This window comes from Arthrobacter sp. NPDC097144, from assembly GCF_044762205.1.
GTDB lineage: Bacteria > Actinomycetota > Actinomycetes > Actinomycetales > Micrococcaceae > Arthrobacter_B.
In genome coordinates this window covers 426,424-441,445 of the sequence record NZ_JBIWDW010000003.1, presented here as the reverse complement: position 1 = coordinate 441,445, position 15,022 = coordinate 426,424, and the positions used below count along the sequence as shown (strand labels likewise).

General features: G+C 65.5%; 16 protein-coding genes. 10 read left to right on the top strand and 6 right to left on the bottom strand.

The window, feature by feature from the left end; all coding sequences use genetic code 11:
* Both manD and trxB read right to left on the bottom strand, forming a co-directional pair.
* Positions 1 to 1,230: a D-mannonate dehydratase ManD gene (manD, locus tag ACIQXM_RS09155; protein WP_400930639.1), complete on the bottom strand. Its 1,230-nt coding sequence runs from the start codon at positions 1,228 to 1,230 to the stop codon at positions 1 to 3.
* Between the two features lie 60 nt (positions 1,231 to 1,290).
* A complete protein-coding gene (gene trxB, locus ACIQXM_RS09150) occupies positions 1,291 to 2,268 on the bottom strand; it encodes a thioredoxin-disulfide reductase (RefSeq protein WP_400930637.1) in 978 nt (325 codons plus the stop codon).
* A gap of 111 nt (positions 2,269 to 2,379) precedes the next feature.
* Here trxB and ACIQXM_RS09145 point away from each other — a divergent pair, with 111 nt between their 5' ends.
* Positions 2,380 to 2,982: a GNAT family N-acetyltransferase gene (locus ACIQXM_RS09145; RefSeq protein ID WP_400930635.1), complete on the top strand. Its 603-nt coding sequence runs from the start codon at positions 2,380 to 2,382 to the stop codon at positions 2,980 to 2,982.
* A gap of 9 nt (positions 2,983 to 2,991) precedes the next feature.
* Complete coding sequence (locus ACIQXM_RS09140) at positions 2,992 to 3,576, top strand: GNAT family N-acetyltransferase (RefSeq protein WP_400930633.1); 585 nt, start codon at positions 2,992 to 2,994, stop codon at positions 3,574 to 3,576.
* Positions 3,577 to 3,599: 23 nt separating this feature from the next.
* On the opposite strand, the gene ACIQXM_RS09135 is transcribed toward ACIQXM_RS09140, so the two are convergent.
* Genes ACIQXM_RS09135 through ACIQXM_RS09125 form a run of 3 tightly spaced genes read right to left on the bottom strand, consistent with a single transcriptional unit; the run spans position 3,600 to position 6,010 of the window.
* Complete coding sequence (locus ACIQXM_RS09135; protein WP_400930631.1) at positions 3,600 to 4,478, bottom strand: ABC transporter permease; 879 nt, start codon at positions 4,476 to 4,478, stop codon at positions 3,600 to 3,602.
* A complete protein-coding gene (locus ACIQXM_RS09130; protein WP_400930629.1) occupies positions 4,475 to 5,404 on the bottom strand; it encodes an ATP-binding cassette domain-containing protein in 930 nt (309 codons plus the stop codon). The genes ACIQXM_RS09135 and ACIQXM_RS09130 overlap by 4 nt, the downstream gene beginning before the upstream one ends.
* A 51-nt stretch (positions 5,405 to 5,455) precedes the next feature.
* On the bottom strand, positions 5,456 to 6,010 hold the full coding sequence (locus ACIQXM_RS09125) for a GNAT family N-acetyltransferase (protein WP_400930627.1): 555 nt from the start codon (positions 6,008 to 6,010) through the stop codon (positions 5,456 to 5,458).
* Between the two features lie 78 nt (positions 6,011 to 6,088).
* Here ACIQXM_RS09125 and ACIQXM_RS09120 point away from each other — a divergent pair, with 78 nt between their 5' ends.
* The 6 genes from ACIQXM_RS09120 to ACIQXM_RS09095 all read left to right on the top strand — a co-directional run bounded on the left by ACIQXM_RS09120 (position 6,089) and on the right by ACIQXM_RS09095 (position 11,976).
* Positions 6,089 to 6,772, top strand: coding sequence for a DUF6308 family protein (locus tag ACIQXM_RS09120; RefSeq protein ID WP_400930625.1), 684 nt, complete (start codon positions 6,089 to 6,091; stop codon positions 6,770 to 6,772).
* Between the two features lie 59 nt (positions 6,773 to 6,831).
* Entirely contained in the window at positions 6,832 to 7,197 is a 366-nt protein-coding gene (locus ACIQXM_RS09115; protein ID WP_400930623.1) for a hypothetical protein, read from the top strand.
* Positions 7,198 to 7,499: 302 nt separating this feature from the next.
* The gene (locus ACIQXM_RS09110) at positions 7,500 to 8,408 is read left to right on the top strand and encodes a hypothetical protein (protein ID WP_400930621.1); all 909 of its coding nucleotides are present in this window, start codon (positions 7,500 to 7,502) and stop codon (positions 8,406 to 8,408) included.
* A complete protein-coding gene (locus ACIQXM_RS09105; RefSeq protein ID WP_400930619.1) occupies positions 8,409 to 10,013 on the top strand; it encodes a hypothetical protein in 1,605 nt (534 codons plus the stop codon). It begins immediately after the preceding gene.
* Positions 10,010 to 10,687 (top strand): ABC transporter ATP-binding protein, encoded by a 678-nt coding sequence (locus tag ACIQXM_RS09100; protein ID WP_400930618.1) that lies wholly within the window; start codon positions 10,010 to 10,012, stop codon positions 10,685 to 10,687. The genes ACIQXM_RS09105 and ACIQXM_RS09100 overlap by 4 nt, the downstream gene beginning before the upstream one ends.
* Positions 10,684 to 11,976 carry an ABC transporter permease gene (locus ACIQXM_RS09095; RefSeq protein WP_400930616.1) on the top strand — a complete coding sequence of 431 codons (1,293 nt, stop codon included), beginning with the start codon at positions 10,684 to 10,686 and terminating at the stop codon, positions 11,974 to 11,976. Before ACIQXM_RS09100 ends, ACIQXM_RS09095 begins: the two co-directional genes overlap by 4 nt.
* 5 nt (positions 11,977 to 11,981) lie before the next feature.
* On the opposite strand, the gene ACIQXM_RS09090 is transcribed toward ACIQXM_RS09095, so the two are convergent.
* Complete coding sequence (locus ACIQXM_RS09090; protein WP_400930614.1) at positions 11,982 to 13,127, bottom strand: glycerol dehydrogenase; 1,146 nt, start codon at positions 13,125 to 13,127, stop codon at positions 11,982 to 11,984.
* A 166-nt stretch (positions 13,128 to 13,293) separates the two neighbouring features.
* Here ACIQXM_RS09090 and ACIQXM_RS09085 point away from each other — a divergent pair, with 166 nt between their 5' ends.
* Both ACIQXM_RS09085 and ACIQXM_RS09080 read left to right on the top strand, forming a co-directional pair.
* Positions 13,294 to 13,725, top strand: a complete 432-nt coding sequence (locus ACIQXM_RS09085; RefSeq protein WP_400930612.1) for a LexA family protein — start codon at positions 13,294 to 13,296, stop codon at positions 13,723 to 13,725.
* Positions 13,726 to 13,733: 8 nt separating this feature from the next.
* Positions 13,734 to 15,020: a Y-family DNA polymerase gene (locus ACIQXM_RS09080; RefSeq protein WP_400930610.1), complete on the top strand. Its 1,287-nt coding sequence runs from the start codon at positions 13,734 to 13,736 to the stop codon at positions 15,018 to 15,020.
* Positions 15,021 to 15,022: the final 2 nt, after the last annotated feature.

Sequence of the window (15,022 nt, the reverse complement as noted above, 5' to 3'; positions counted from 1 at the left end):
TCACCAGTCGTGGACGGTTCCGTCGGTCAGCCGGTTGTACGGCAGGTAGGCCTGCTGGTAGGGGTACGACGCCGCTGCCTCCTCATTGAGCTCGACGCCGAGGCCGGGCTTGTCCCCCGGATGGAGGTAACCGTCCTTGAAGACCATGGACTGCTCAAAGACCTCGTTGGTCCTGCTGCTGTGCTCCATGTACTCCTGGATGCCGAAGTTGTGGATGGCCAGGCCCACATGGCTCTGGGCCGCAAGACCGACGGGTGAGACATCAGTGGGCCCGTGAAAACCAGACTTGATCTGGTACTGCGCCGCATAGTCCATGACTTTCTTCAGCGGCGAAATACCGCCGAAGTGCGTCGACGCTGCCCGCACGTAGTCAATCAGCTGTTCGCGGATCAGGGTTTGGAAATCAAAGACCGTGTTGAAAACCTCCCCCACGGCCAGCGGCGTGGTGGTGTGCCGGCGGATGAGCCGGAAGGCCTCCTGGTTCTCGGCAGGGGTGACGTCCTCGAGCCAGAAGAGGTCATACGGTTCCAGTGATTTGCCCAGCTTGGCGGCCTGAATGGGTGTCATGCGGTGGTGCCCGTCGTGGAGCAGCGGCAGTTCCGGACCGAATTCACTGCGGACTGCTTCAAAGACCGTGGGCACGTGGCGCAGGTAGGCACGGGTGTCCCAGTCTTCCTCCGCCGGCTGGGCGCCGCGGCCCGCGGGTTCAAAGTCGTAGCGCTCTCCGGTGGCCTGCACCTGCGCGGCAACCCCATACAGCGCCTTGATCCCGGGCACGGAAGACTGCACCCGGATGGATTTGTAGCCGGCTTCAAGATGCTCGCGGATGGAGTCAAAGAGCTCGGGAATATCCCGCCCGGACGCATGCCCGTAGGTCCGCAGCCCCGTGCGCGAGGCACCGCCCAGCAGCTGGTAAACGGGCATGTTGGCGGCTTTGCCCTTGATGTCCCACAGCGCCATGTCGACGGCGGCGATGGCGGCCATGGTCACGGGCCCGCGCCGCCAGTAGGAACTGCGGTACAGAAACTGCCAGGTGTCTTCGATCCGGTGCGGGTCCCGGTCAATCAGCAGCTGGGTCACGTGCTCGGTCAGATATGCGGCCACGGCAAGCTCCCGGCCGTTCAGGGTGGCGTCCCCAAGACCGGTGATTCCCTCATCAGTGGTGATCTTCAGGGTGACGAAGTTCCGGCTTGGGCTCGTCACAATGACGTCGGCCGCAATGATCTTCACGAGGAGCCTCCAGTTGGATTGTGGTGCCTGTCTGGAGATCCTACGGCCCACAGCAGTGTTTCAGTCCGACAGCGTGCCTTCCACCAGTGCCGTGGCGATGCTGTCCGCGTCCTGCACTGCAGCGAGATACCGCTCCGCATCAAGGGCCGCGGCACAGCCCGTGCCTGCGGCGGTAATGGCCTGGCGGTAGCGGTGGTCCACCACGTCCCCGCAGGCAAAAACACCGTCAGCGGTGGTGGCCGTGGTGGGAGCGGCAACGGTGACGTAGCCCTCCGGATCCAGCTCCACCTGGCCGTGCAGCAGCTCGGTCCGCGGCACATGTCCGATTGCCACGAACACACCCGTTGCCGCCAGCTTCCGTTTCTCGCCGGTGACAGTATCCGTGAGGGTTACCCCGGTGACCTTGTCATCTCCGTGCACTGTAGTCACTTCACTGTTCCACTCGAACCGGATCTTCTCGTGGTTCTTCGCCCGCATGGCCATGATGCGTGACGCCCGCAGCTCGCCGCGCCGCACAATTACCGTCACGGTTCTACCGAACCGGCTGAGGAACAGCGCTTCCTCCATGGCCGAATCCCCGCCGCCCACCACCAGCACGTCCTGGTTGCGGAAGAAGAAACCGTCGCAGGTGGCACACCAGGAGATGCCGCGGCCGTTGAGGCGTTTCTCCTCGGGCAGGCCCAGTTCCTTGTACGCAGATCCCGTGGCCAGGATGACGCTGCGCGCCTTGTACTTGTCCCCGGCTCCGGTCTCCACCCGCTTGGTGTGCCCGCGCAGTTCCACCGACACGACGTCGTCATACTGCACCACGGCGCCGAACTTTTCCGCCTGCCGGCGCAGGCTGTCCATAAGGTCCGGACCCTGGATCCCGTCCGGGAAACCGGGAAAGTTCTCCACCTCGGTGGTGTTCATGAGGGCTCCGCCGGCAGTCACCGAACCGGCCAGGACCCGCGGCTTCAAACCTGCACGGGCGGCATAGATGGCTGCCGTGTATCCGGACGGCCCGGAGCCGATGATGAGAACCTGATCGGTATTCATGGGTGCTCCTTGTGCTGACAGCTCGGAAACCGGAAGCGTTCTGACTCCCAGTGTGAGCGTCCCGGCTCCGGCCGTGAAGAAGTTCCGTGCCGGCGCACCCATAATGGACCGATGGCCACTCCATCACCGAGCCCCGCCCCGCGGGCGACTGAGCAGCACCGCGCACCGCAGCGCCCCGCTTCCAAGCTCCCCGCCTCCAAGCAACCCGCCGTTGACCTGGTGCAGCTGCCGCCGGCCGCCATCAACGCGCTGGCCGCAGGGGATCTGGACACCGCCAACCGGCTTTCACCCGTCCCGCTGACCCGGCATTTTTCCTCCGATCGGCAGTCGCTGTGGAAATACCGCAGCGCCCAGCTGGCGGCAGCGCCCGACGACGCCGGCTGGGTTACCGGGGCGATCGTGGACAGGACCTCGGGCCAGGCCGTGGGCTGTGCAGGCTTTCACGGACCGCCGGATACGGACGGCATGGTGGAATTGGGCTATTCAGTGGATCCGCTGCTGCGCCGACGCGGGTACGCCCGCGCCGCCTTGGAACTGCTGCTGGCCCGGGCGGCGCGTGAACCGGCCGTCCGCACCGTGCGGGCCACCGTCAGCCCGGACAATGAAGCATCCCGGAACCTGGTGCTGCAGTACGGGTTTGTTGAAAACGGCTCCCAGTGGGACGACGAAGACGGGCTGGAAATCATTTACGAGGTTTCCGCAGGCCCCCAGTAGGCTAACCGCATGCTTCCCGGAAACCTCTTTGCCCATCAGGCCACCCTGACCACGGCACGGCTTCGCCTGGAACCGCTGGGACCGGAACACTTTGAGGGTGCGTGGGCCGGCCTCCAGGATCCGGAAGCACGGCGGCTGACCGGAACCCACGCAGAATTCACCCCCGAACAGATCCGGGAGTGGCTGGCAGGGCTTGCCGCCCGGCACGACCGCGGAGATTGGGCGGTGATCCGCCGAGCAGATGAACAGCACCCGGACGAACGGTATCTGGGCGAAGTCGTCCTGAATGATCTCGACGCAGACAATGAGTCAGTGGGGTTCCGCATCGCCCTGACACCGGCTGACGCGCGGGGACAGGGCTACGGCACCGAGGCAACCGCCGCCGTCGTCGGGCATGCGTTTGATGACCTGGGCGTGCACCGGGTGGCACTGGAAGTTTTTGATTTCAATCCGCGCGCCCGGCGCGCCTATGAAAAGGCCGGGTTCACGGTGGAGGGACGCCAGCGTGAAGCCCTGCTGTGGGAGGGCGACTGGGCGGACTCGCTGACGATGGGAATCCTCTCCCGGGATCCCCGGCCCGCCCTGCCGCTGTGATGCCGCGGTAATGCCGCCGCCAGTCAGCCGATCCGGCGGCGGATCCGGACGGCGGCCAGCAGGGTGAACACCACCGTCATCGCGGCAAGAATGATCACCACGTAGGTATTGGTGACGGCCCAGTCCCCCACGGAGGCGGTGATGCCGAACAGTTCCTGCAGCTCGGTGACCGCTTCCGGGGAGCCGCCGGTCAGCGCCTGCAGGGAATCCGCCGTCATTTCCTGCCGAACGGGCACCGCCGACTGCATGAAAGGCAGTGCGTTGACTACCGTGCGGACCCCCTCGGGCAGGGCACCCACTGGAATGTAGGAGCCGGCGAGAAAACCGAGAATGGTGCCAACAATGGTTGAAAGGGCCGAATACGCCCCGGCAGTGCGCACCAGGGACACCGCAAAGGCGCTCAGCGCCGCGAACGCCACGCAGCTCAGCGCCAGAAAGCCGTACACCGTGGCGATTGTTCCCGCATCGAAGCTGACTCCGTCCACCAAATACAGGTAGACCAGACTGATGATGAGCACCACCGTGGTCATGATCAGGGCAACGACGGCGGCGGAGAGCAGGTAGCCCACAATCAGCGTTTCACGGCGGATCGGGGAGACCAGGAAGTCCCGGAAACGGCCCGACGACGAGTCGTCCACAAAAACGTTCATCGCGCCCAGGCCGGTGGTGACGGCGGTAATGCCGACAATTCCGGCGAACATCCAGGTGTCCACGAAGCCCTTGACGTCGTCCCTCGTGGCTGCCGGAAAGGACTCCTGAAGCCCGTCAACCTGGTTGCTGCCCAGGAACAGCGTATAGAGCAGGAAGAGGATCAACGCCGAGAGCAGCGAGAAGAACACGCCCATCCGGTCGCGGAAGAACAGCCGCAGGTTGCGGGACATCAGCGTTCCTACGATGTTCATGCCGTTTCCCCCTCATGCCCGGTCAGCGCCAGGAAAACGTCATCCATGGTGCCGTGCCGGAATTCAAAGTCCTCCACAGCGTCTGCGTGCTCCGCAAGGATTCGGCGTGCGGTTTCGGCGCTGTCGACGACGAGACGCACCACCCCGCCGTCGTCCGCGTCGCGGATGTGGGCGCCCTGCGCGGCGGCAAGTGCCAGCAGGGCCGGACGGTCGGCAGTGGTGATGCTGAGGACGGAGTTGCTGTGCTGTGCCCGCAGCTGCGCCGGCGTGCCGTCGGCGATGATCCGGCCCCGCTCGATGATGCACACCCGGTCAGCTTCCTCGGTTTCCTCCATGTAGTGCGTGGTGAGGAAAACTGTGAGCCCGTGCCGGTCCCGCAGCTCGCGGATGGTGGACCAGACCATGGCGCGGCTGGCCGGATCAAGCCCTGCGGTGGGTTCGTCCAGAAAGAGGATCGACGGCGAATGCAGCAGTGCGCGGGCAATGTCGACGCGGCGCCGCTGGCCGCCGGAATAGGTGCCGTAGCGGCGGTCCATAAAATCGCCGATCCCGATCAGGATGCTCAGTTCCTTGATGCGGGCATCGTTGTCTGCGGCGTCATCCGAATAGAACCTGGCCCGCGTCCGCAGGTTCTCCCGGCCGGTGAGCATTGGGTCCAGCACGGAGTCCTGGAAAACAACGCCGATGTCCCGGCGGACTTCCCCGGCCTCGGTGCGCACGTCGTGCCCGCTGACCGTGGCCTGACCGGCGTTGAAGGAAATCACGGTGGTAAGGCAGGAAATGGTGGTGGACTTCCCGGCGCCGTTGGTCCCCAGGAAAGCGAAGACGCTGCCGGGTTCCACCTCAAAGGAGAGGTCGTCCACGGCCGTGGTGGCACCGTACTTCTTGGTCAGCCCGCGCACGGATATAGCGGTGTCTGAGCTCATGGCCACGATTCCCCCGGATCCTCCGGCAGCAACGGCCGGTTGCGGAGAAGTCTAGCGGGAGGTCAGAGGCAGATCGTCCCATTCCAGGGGCGTGGTCGCATTGTTTTCCCAGTCCGGGCGGAGGATGGCATAGGCAACCGATGCCACCCTCGTCCCCTCCCTGGTGGGCCAGGCCATCCGGTAGTGGGCTTCTTTAATGAAGCCCGCCTGCAGGAAGGTCCGGCGCATGGCAATGTTGTCCTCCCGCGTTTGGCCCTCAAACCGCACCGGTTCGGGAAACCGTTCAAACACGAACGAACAGAGGGCTTTCAGGACCTGCGGGCCCAGGCCCCGGCCGCGGTATGCCTCGCCCAGCCGCAGATCGAACATGGGAGTGTCATCTGTAAGGTCGTCGAGGACCACCAGCCCGACGCATTCGGCGTCAGCAAGAATCCAGTAGCCTGCGGACTCCGCGGACCAGAAGCGGCCGCTGTCCACTGCTTCGCGGGCGGACTCTTCCGAGTGCTCCGCCCGCATATGGAACGGAAACCGGTTCGAAACAAGGAATTGCATGATGTGCCGCGTTTCCTCCGCGGATTCGATCATGGGCCGAAAGGTTATAACCATAGCCGGAGCCTATAAGACGCCAGTAGGGTGTGGGTCAATAAGCGTCCATCACCGTTCCTACTTCCCTTTGGGGCATTCATGAAGAGAGTTATTTCGACGGGGGAAATCACCGTTGAGTCGGCCGCCCGGAATCTGCACGACTTTTTCACCGAACTTATGCCTCGCACCGGCCAGGTCCGCAGCAGTTCACGGTTTGATTCCTGGGCCGGCGGCGGCGACGCCTCCGCTGTGAGGAACCGGTTCACGGCGGACGACGTCGTGGCCGCCTCTTTCCGCTCAGTGAAGATTCCGGCCCGGACAGCTGTGGCTCTGCTGGACACGCACGCCGCAGCCATTTCCGATGTGCTGGCCTCCATTCCAGCAGACCTCGATCTGCCCGACGCCGATCCCCTGCAGGATCTGGGCCCGGACAGTCCGGCGCGCCAGCTCTGGAACCTCCTGCGCGAACGGCACAGCGACGGCGGTGGCTGGGGTGTGGGTCCGAGCACCGCCAGCAAACTTCTGTCCCGGAAGCGCCCCCGCCTGATTCCGGTGTATGACTCCATCATTCGCAGGGTAACGGCGCTGCCGGGGCCTGAGAAACAATGGCAGTATTGGCACGACTCCTTCACCGACGGGGTGCTGTCCGAACGGCTGGAGGATATCCGCAGGCTCTCCGGCATTACCGAGCCCGTCTCGGACCTTCGGGTGCTGGACATTGTGTTGTCGATGCACGGAAAACGGCAGGGGTTCCTGGCACAGGAGGAGGATCTCGAGTCATGAGGTCCCGCCCGTCCCCGGCATCCACCGCTGCTCGCCATACTCCCGAAGGAACAGAGCACATGAATGATACGGCCGCCGGCACGGAGCCGGAAGAGACTGCCTCGGCCGTGCGGGCGGGGGCCGACCGCACATGGCTGGGCACGCCGTCGGGCATTATTGCCCTCACCGCGCTCGTTCTGTCCGTTTTCCTCACTCCCCTGTTCTTCCCCCTCGCCGGACTCTCCCTGGTACTGGCGGTCATTGCCCTGGTCCGCCGGCGCCCGCGGCCGCGCAGCGCCTGGGTGATCGCCATCATCAGCGGCGTCCTGCTTGCTGCGGTCCTGGCCATTGGCATTCTGGCATCAGTTTTCCTCTTTACTACGGAGTCGGGCAGCAGCCCCCAGCCGGCCGTCACCTCGGTGTCCGTACCGGCGGACGCGCCCTAAACCGCATCCACATGCCGGCAGGGCTCCGCCGGCATGGCCGCGGAATCCTGCTCCCTAAATGCCGGGAAGAGCAGATGAGATGGAAATGTTACCGGCGGACAGCCTGTTTCCGGGCAGAGCGTGGGGCATTCTTTGACATACCTGAATCCGCAGGTTCACTGCCCGCATTCCTAAAAGAGGTTCCCGTGCAACATTCCCCGCGCGCCGCAGCGCTTTTTGCCGCTTTGTGTTTCTCCATCGTGCTTAGCGGGTGCGGCTCGTCCGGTGAAGCTGAAGAATCTCCCGCCGCCAGAGACTCACCTTTGACTGAATTCATGGCGTCCGCCTATGGGGCTGACCTGAGCCCTGAAGAGCAGGAGAAGAAATATGCAGAGGAGGACCGCCAACGGGAAGAACTGGTGGCCCAGTGCATGAAGGAAGAAGGGTTCGAATACAAGCCGAATGTCCAGAGTTTCTCCTTTTCCGAGGGATCCGCCGAGGAATGGAATCCTGACTCCCGGGAATGGGTATCCCAATACGGCTACGGCATGGTCAACTTCCCCGGGAGGGAAGAAACGGACTCCAGCGATGCCACCGAGTACGAAGACGTCAACGCCGACTATGCGGAAACCCTGTCGGAATCAGAGCGAACCGCTTTCTATGAGGCCTTATACGGTCCGGCCCCGGATGAAGAAGATATGCCGGCGGACGGTGAAGCCGTGGAATGGGACTGGTCGACAGCCGGCTGCTCCGGCTGGGCGCAGCATGAGAGGGACGGGGACAACGCCATGACATCCGATGAGCACAAGCCCTTGATGGATGCCATGAATACGCTTTGGGAAGACGCAATGAGCGCCCCGGAAATTTCCACGCTTAATGCTGAGTGGGCTGCCTGCATGGCCGACGCCGGGCACCCCGGATTCTCGGCGCAGCAGGATGCCCAGAACAGCATCAACGAGAAGATGAATGCCGCCTACGAAAATTCCGCCCCAACGGCCACGGCCACCAGCGCCGCGTCTGGCGAAACCGCCCCCGCCGGATCGGACGAAGCCGACATGTCCGAACTCGGCAAAGAGGAAATTGAGCTCGCCCTCGCCGATCTCGACTGCCGGGAAAAGACGGAATACCGGGACAAAATGCTGGAGGTCCAGTTCAAGCGCGAGCAGCAGTTTGTGGATGACCATAAGGCGGAACTCGAAGCCTTCCGGGCTGACCTTGAGCAGGGAAGCTGAGTGGCGCAGCTCGGACGCAGGCGTTCACGCCGGCAGCCGGAGGAAACCACCAATCTGGGTCTGCTCCTGGACGACACCGACGGACGGCAAAGTGAGCAGGACACCTCCGGGCCATCGCGGCGGGCAGGCCTCGCCGCAATGTTCCAGCGCAACAGGACCCTGTGGATGGTGGCCGCCGCGGCAATACTGAGCCTGGTGGCCGGACTGGTCCTGGGAAGGTTCCTGATCTCCCCCGCAGACGCCACTGATGCGGAGGCACCGGCACCCGGCCTGATTACCGTTCCCGTCCAGTACGGGAAGCTCAGCAACGACGTGACCATCCGCGGAGAAGTGGCCTACGCGGACCCCGTGGAAGTACGCATCGACACCACCTCGATTGCCGGGCCGGCAGTCGTCACCGGTCAGGTGCCGGAAGTGGGCGCGGACTTGGAGGCGCTGTCGGTGGCCCTGGAGGTTGCCGGCCGGCCCGTCATTGTTCTTCCCGGCGAGCTGCCTGCGTACCGGGCTCTCTTCCTCGGGGTCTCCGGTCCCGATGTGGTCCAGTTCAAGACGGCCGTCCGCACGGTGGGCATTGATGCCGGTGACCCGGCGGATCCGGTCTTCGGCATTGAGGCGGCCAACGCCGTCGCCGCCCTTTATGCGACGGCCGGATACGCGGTTCCCGAGTCGGAGCAGGGAAGTCCGGAGTCCCTCCGGGCAGCGCAGGAGTCAGTCCGGATGGCGGAGCAGAGCCTGGCCGCGGCACGGAGTGAGCTTGCAGCAACGCGCGTGGGTGCCACGCCCGTCGAGATCCGCGAAGCCGACAACACGGTGGCCAGCATGCAGCGGGAACTCGCCGCAGCAAGGCAGTCCAAGCCCCAGGATCCGGTACAGATCGGCAACCTGACGGATGCGCTCGAGCTGGCTCAGCTGCGCCGGCAGGAAATCGGCTCGGACCGGACCGATGCACCGCAGCGCGCGGCGGTGGACACCGCAACCGAACAGCTCGCTCAGGTTCAGGCGGAACTCGTCCGTGCCGAAGAAGCCGCCCTGCCCGCTTTGCCGGCCGGCGAGGTGCTGTATCTGGCGAATCTTCCCCGCCGGGTGGACGCGGTAACCACCCAGCGCGGCTCCATTCTGGACGGGCCCGCCATGACGGTTTCCGGTGCAACCCTTGGGCTGTCCGGCTCCGCTGCGGAAGCAGACGCCCGCCTGCTCAAAGTCGAGGACAAGGCCACTTTTGCCCTGCCTGACGGCAGCACGCATTCGGCCACGATCACAGCAGTGGCTCCGGGGGAAGGAGACTCTTCCCGGTGGGGCGTCGAGCTGCGGCCCGATCCCCTGAACCCGGAACAAATCCAGGAGCTCCAAGGCTCCAACGTTCGCGTGTCGATCGCCGTCGGCGCCACGGACGGCGAGGTGCTGTCCGTCCCCTATGCAGCCCTCACCGCCGGTCCGGGTGGCGAGACCCGCGTGGAAGTTGCCGAAGGAGACCCCCGGGACGGTGAACAGACAGCCACCCGGCTGGTGGTTGTCCGCAGCGGCCTGGCAACTCCCGGTGCCGTGGAAATAACCCCGCTTGACGGGACGCTGGCCGAGGGTGACCTGGTTGTGGTGGGCAAGTGAGCGTCCCCCTTGTGGAACTGCGCGACGTCACCCGGTCCTTTCCCGGCCCGCCGGAAGTGCAGGCGCTGAAGGGCATTAACCTCACGGTGCAGGAGGGAGACTACGTCTCGATCGTCGGCCCGAGCGGATCCGGAAAGTCCACGATGCTCAACATCCTCGGTCTGCTGGACCGGCCCAGTGTCGGCGAATACCGCTTTGACGGCCACCTGACCGGCGTCCTGGACGAGGACCGGCGTGCGGCGGTCCGGGCACAGCGCATCGGATTCGTGTTCCAAGCCTTCCACCTGATGCCGCGGCGGTCGGTGCTGGAAAACGTCATGATGCCCATGCTTTACAGCGGAACTCCCCGCGGCGAACGTGTTGACCGGGCCCGCGAAGCGCTCGTCCGCGTGGGTCTGGGCCACCGCATCGATTTCCTGCCCGGCACCCTGTCCGGCGGTGAACGCCAGCGGGTGGCGGTGGCACGCGCCGTCGTCACCCGGCCCAGCCTGGTGCTGGCTGACGAGCCCACCGGCAACCTTGACGGAGCCACCACGCAGGATGTCATGGCACTGTTCGAAGAACTGGTCACCGACGGCCTGGCGCTGGTCATCATTACCCACGACCACGCCGTGGCGCAGCGCGCGCCCCGGTGCGTCCGGATTGCCGACGGCCGGGTGAGTTCGCCCGCATGAAGCTCGCCCGCACAAAACAGCACCGGAACCCTGAGGACCCGGCAGCGACCGGACTCGTTTCACCTGTTCCCGCCGCAGACCGCTTCAGCTTTGCTGACCTGCTGCTCGAAGCAACGGCGGATCTGGGGACTCGGCCAGGCCGGCTCCTGATGACCCTTGCCGGAACCATCCTCGGCATCGGAGCCCTGGTGGCCACTCTCGGGTTCGCCCAGACCACTGCGGGGCAACTCGCCCGGCAATTCGACGCCTTCGCCGCCACCCAGGTCATCGCATCCCCCGCCACGGCACGGAACGCCGACGGCAACAGTGTGGCAACAGCTTCCCTGCCCTGGGACGCGGTGGAACGCATGGAGCGCATCGCCGGAATTGAACAGGCAGCGCTTATCGCGGAAGTGGAACTCCGGGACGGCACGGTGACGGCGGTGCCCGTCAACGATCCCTCCGCTGTCCCCGGAGCGGCGCCGCGGGTCTTTGCCGCCTCCGCCGGGCTCGTCGACACGCTTGAAGGCAACGTCCGGTACGGCCGCCTCTTTGACTCCGGACATGACCTGCGGCATGACCGCGTGGCGGTCCTGGGCAACAGGCTCGCAGACCGCCTGGGCATCACCCGGGTGGACTCCCAGCCGTCCATCTTCATCGACGGCCTGCCCTACGCCGTCGTCGGCGTCTTCGGTGACGTGCAGCAGCGCACCGAGCTGCTGGAGAGCGTGGTCATTTCCACCGGAGCGGCGCGCTCCGACTTTGGCCTCAGTGCGCCCGGGGAGGTCCAGGCCAGGATCGTTATTGGTGCCGGTCCCCAGGTTGCGGACCAGGCCGCACTGTCCCTTTCCCCCGACGACCCCGAACGCATCGACGTCGCCGCCCCGCAGGGACGGTCCCAGCTCGCGGGAAACATCCAGGCGGATGTCAATCTCATTTTTGTGGTGATGTCCGTGGTGGTGCTTCTTGCCGGCGGCGTGGGAATTGCGAACGTGACGATGCTCTCCGTCATGGAACGCACGGGAGAAATCGGTCTGCGCCGGGCCATTGGTGCAACCCGCCGCCAAATCGCGGCCCAATTTGTCGCCGAGTCGGTGATTATCGGGCTCCTGGGCGGGATCCTCGGGGCGGCGGCGGGGGTCTTCGCCGTCATCACCATCTCCCTGTCCCAACAGTGGACGCCTGTCCTGAGCCCGCTGGTTGCGTGCGGCGGGGCGCTCCTCGGAGCGCTCGTCGGGCTCGCGGCCGGCAGCTTTCCGGCCCGCAGGGCCACGCGCATTGAACCCGTCGCAGCTCTGCGGGGAGCCTAGTGCGCCTAGTGCGTTTTGTACGGCACCGGTTCGGGCAGGCCCGCTTCCCGCCGCACCCGGCGTGAAAAACGTTCGATCGATTTCAGTGCGGCAACCACGTCGGCGGGGCCAACGTCAAAGGGCATGGACTTCATGGTTTCCCCGGGAACCGTGGCTGCCTCCGCCACGAGGTCAAGTTCGCGGGCATCGTCCACTGACAGGCCCACCTCGGTCAGCGTGTTCGGCAGGCCCACGCGCGTTGTGAACTCCACAAAGTCGCGGATCTCCGCCGTGGGAGCGCCCTCGAGCACGAGCTGCGTCACTGAGCCGATGTTCACTTTTTGCCCGTGGGCCAGTCCGTGTGTTTGCGGTGCCGCGGTCAGGCCGTTGTGAATGGCATGTGCCGCTGCCAGCCCGCCCGATTCAAACCCCAGGCCGGACAGCAGCGTATTGGCCTCGATAACCTTCTCCAGCGCCGGCGTAACGAGGTGGTCCCGGGCAGCGTCGAGGGCGGGAAGCGCGAATTCCCAGAGCACATCCCAGCTCAGCCGCGCCAGCGCCGTGCCGGTCTCGGTGGGCAGTCCCCCGGCCATGGTCAGAGAAAAGGAGGCGGCTGTGGCCCGTGCTTCCAGCCAGGTGGCCAGGGCATCCCCCACACCGTAGGCCAGGAACGACGCCGGTGCGTTGGCTACAATCTGGGAGTCCACCAGCACCAGATCAGGATTCCGTGCGAAGAACCGGTATTCCTCGAAGGCCCCGTCGGCCGTGTAGACAACGGCGAGCGCCGACGTCGGCGCGTCAGTGGAGGCGACAGTGGGCACCGATGCCCAGCGGATTCCGGCGGCGTCGCCGGCTGCCTTGCACGCGTCTATGGTGCTGCCGCCTCCCACTCCCACCACCACATCCGCGCCGGCGGACCGGATGGCGTCGGTAAGCCGGTCGATTTCAGCGGCCGTGGGCGTTCCGTTGAAGACCTCGCGGGTGAGCGGCAGCTCGGCTGTCTGCAGGGAGCTGCCAATGTCGTGTCCTACAAAACCCCAGACGACGTCGTCGGCCACCAGCAGCGGCGTTTTGCCGATCTGGCTGAGAAACTCACCGAGCCGGTGGATGGCACCGGCCCCCTGCACATAGCGGCCGGGGCTGATGACGGTACGTACTGGTGTCTGCTTCATCGTTTCTCCTGGGGTTGACGGCGGCAGCCTGCCGCCGCTGTCAGCCTAGGTCCCTCTTCCCGGATGGGCCAGACCTCCGGCCCGGCCCGGCGCGGAGGGGCTGGTGGAATTCCGGGCCGGTGCTAACCTGAAAGCATTCGAAGGTGTGTTCTAGGGAGGTTGCGCGGTGCCCGTCTTTTCTTCCGCTCCCGGCCCGCGTTCCGGCGGCGCCAATGAGCAGCCGGCCGCACGCGGCTCCACCCTTCCCGCCGGGTTCGCTTCCCCCGCCCAGGATTATTACGATGCCGGAATCGACCTGAACAGGCACCTCATCCGGGATGCCACCTCCACGTTCATCATGCGGGTCTCCGGCGGGGCCATGGACGGTGCGGGAATCAGCGACGGTGACGAGCTGATCGTGGACCGCTCACTGACGCCCAGGGACGGGTCCGTCGTCGTCGCCGTCCTCAACGGTGAGCTGATTGTCCGCCGGCTGCTGCTGACGGGACAGGGCATCTTCCTGCATGCAGACAGCCCCGATTCCGTGGACATCCGGGTGCCGGATCCGGCGGAACTGTCCGTGTGGGGCGTCGTGACCCGGTGCCTGCACTATGTTTAGCGTCCAGCGTGGCTGAGCGGCACCGCATCGCCCTGGTGGACGTAAACAGCTTCTACGTCTCCTGCGAGCGCGTCTTCGATCCCCGGCTGGCCGGCATTCCGGTGGTGGTGCTCTCCAACAACGACGGCTGCGTGGTGGCCCGCTCCGATGAGGCCAAGGCGCTCGGGATCAAGACGGGCGAGCCGTGGTTCAAGCTGGCCGAGGCCGCCCCGAAGCTGGGCCTGGTGCAGCGCTCCAGCAACTACGAGCTGTACGGGGACTTGAGCTCGCGGGTGATGCAGCTGCTGGGACGCTATTCCTCCGAGCAGGAGATCTACTCGATTGACGAGTGTTTCCTGCATCTGCACGGCACCGATGAAGAACTGCGGAACCGGGGCACCGAGATTCGGGCCGGCGTGGCGCGGAACATCGGCCTGCCGGTGTGTGTGGGGATCGGACCCACCAAAACCCTGGCCAAATTCGCGAACCGGATCGCCAAGCAGAATCCCCACATGGGCGGGGTCTGCAACCTCGACACCCTGGGTCCCGCCGTCGTCGACACCATCATGTCCCGCGTGCCCGTCACCGGATTATGGGGCGTGGGTGCGCGCAACGGCACACGGCTGAACGCGCTGGGCATCCATACCGTGGCCGATCTGCGTGCCGCGGACCCCGCCGTCATCCGCGCCAAATTCTCCGTGGTGCTGCAGCGGACGGTGCTGGAATTAAACGGCACCGCGTGCATTCCCATGGAGACCGAGTCCGCGGACAAGCAGCAGGTGCTGTTCTCGCGCAGCTTTGCGACACCGGTGGTCACCCGGGAATCGATGCGCCAGGTGATGAGCCTGTATGCGCAGAAGGCGGCGATCCGGCTGGCGAAAGAGGGCCAGCTGGCAACCGTGATGACGGTCTTCGCGGCCACGTCGCGGTTCAGCGGCAAGGAGGGCTCCTCGCCCTCGGCCACGGTCCGGCTTCAGCGGCCCACGGCCGATCCGCTGGTCCTCACCCGCGCGGCAATAGCCGCCATGGATTCCCAGGTGGTGGAGGGCGCCCGGTACGTCAAGGCCGGAATCATGCTCACCGGCCTCTCCCCCGCCGGGGCCGAACCGGCGTTCGACCTGTTCGACGCGGGGCCGGAGCAGAAGGACATCGGCCCGCTGCTGGCGCAGGTGACAAACAAGTACGGCGCCGCCAGCATCGGACTGGGGCTGGCGGGGATGTCTTCGGCCAAGCCGGACTGGTCCATGGCGCGGAATTTCGCTTCGCCGCGCTACACCACGGAGTGGTCGGACCTGCCGGTGGTGAAAGCGGTCTAAGC

What these genes read in the sequence shown, in the direction of transcription:
- ACIQXM_RS09135 (WP_400930631.1), bottom strand. Translation starts at nt 4,478, where the DNA reads ATGAACATCGTAGGAACGCTGATGTCCCGCAACCTGCGGCTGTTCTTC.
- ACIQXM_RS09130 (WP_400930629.1), bottom strand. Translation starts at nt 5,404, where the DNA reads ATGAGCTCAGACACCGCTATATCCGTGCGCGGGCTGACCAAGAAGTAC.
- ACIQXM_RS09125 (WP_400930627.1), bottom strand. Translation starts at nt 6,010, where the DNA reads ATGGTTATAACCTTTCGGCCCATGATCGAATCCGCGGAGGAAACGCGG.
- ACIQXM_RS09120 (WP_400930625.1), top strand. Translation starts at nt 6,089, where the DNA reads ATGAAGAGAGTTATTTCGACGGGGGAAATCACCGTTGAGTCGGCCGCC.
- ACIQXM_RS09115 (WP_400930623.1), top strand. Translation starts at nt 6,832, where the DNA reads ATGAATGATACGGCCGCCGGCACGGAGCCGGAAGAGACTGCCTCGGCC.
- ACIQXM_RS09090 (WP_400930614.1), bottom strand. Translation starts at nt 13,127, where the DNA reads ATGAAGCAGACACCAGTACGTACCGTCATCAGCCCCGGCCGCTATGTG.
- trxB (WP_400930637.1), bottom strand. Translation starts at nt 2,268, where the DNA reads ATGAATACCGATCAGGTTCTCATCATCGGCTCCGGGCCGTCCGGATAC.
- ACIQXM_RS09140 (WP_400930633.1), top strand. Translation starts at nt 2,992, where the DNA reads ATGCTTCCCGGAAACCTCTTTGCCCATCAGGCCACCCTGACCACGGCA.
- ACIQXM_RS09145 (WP_400930635.1), top strand. Translation starts at nt 2,380, where the DNA reads ATGGCCACTCCATCACCGAGCCCCGCCCCGCGGGCGACTGAGCAGCAC.
- ACIQXM_RS09095 (WP_400930616.1), top strand. Translation starts at nt 10,684, where the DNA reads ATGAAGCTCGCCCGCACAAAACAGCACCGGAACCCTGAGGACCCGGCA.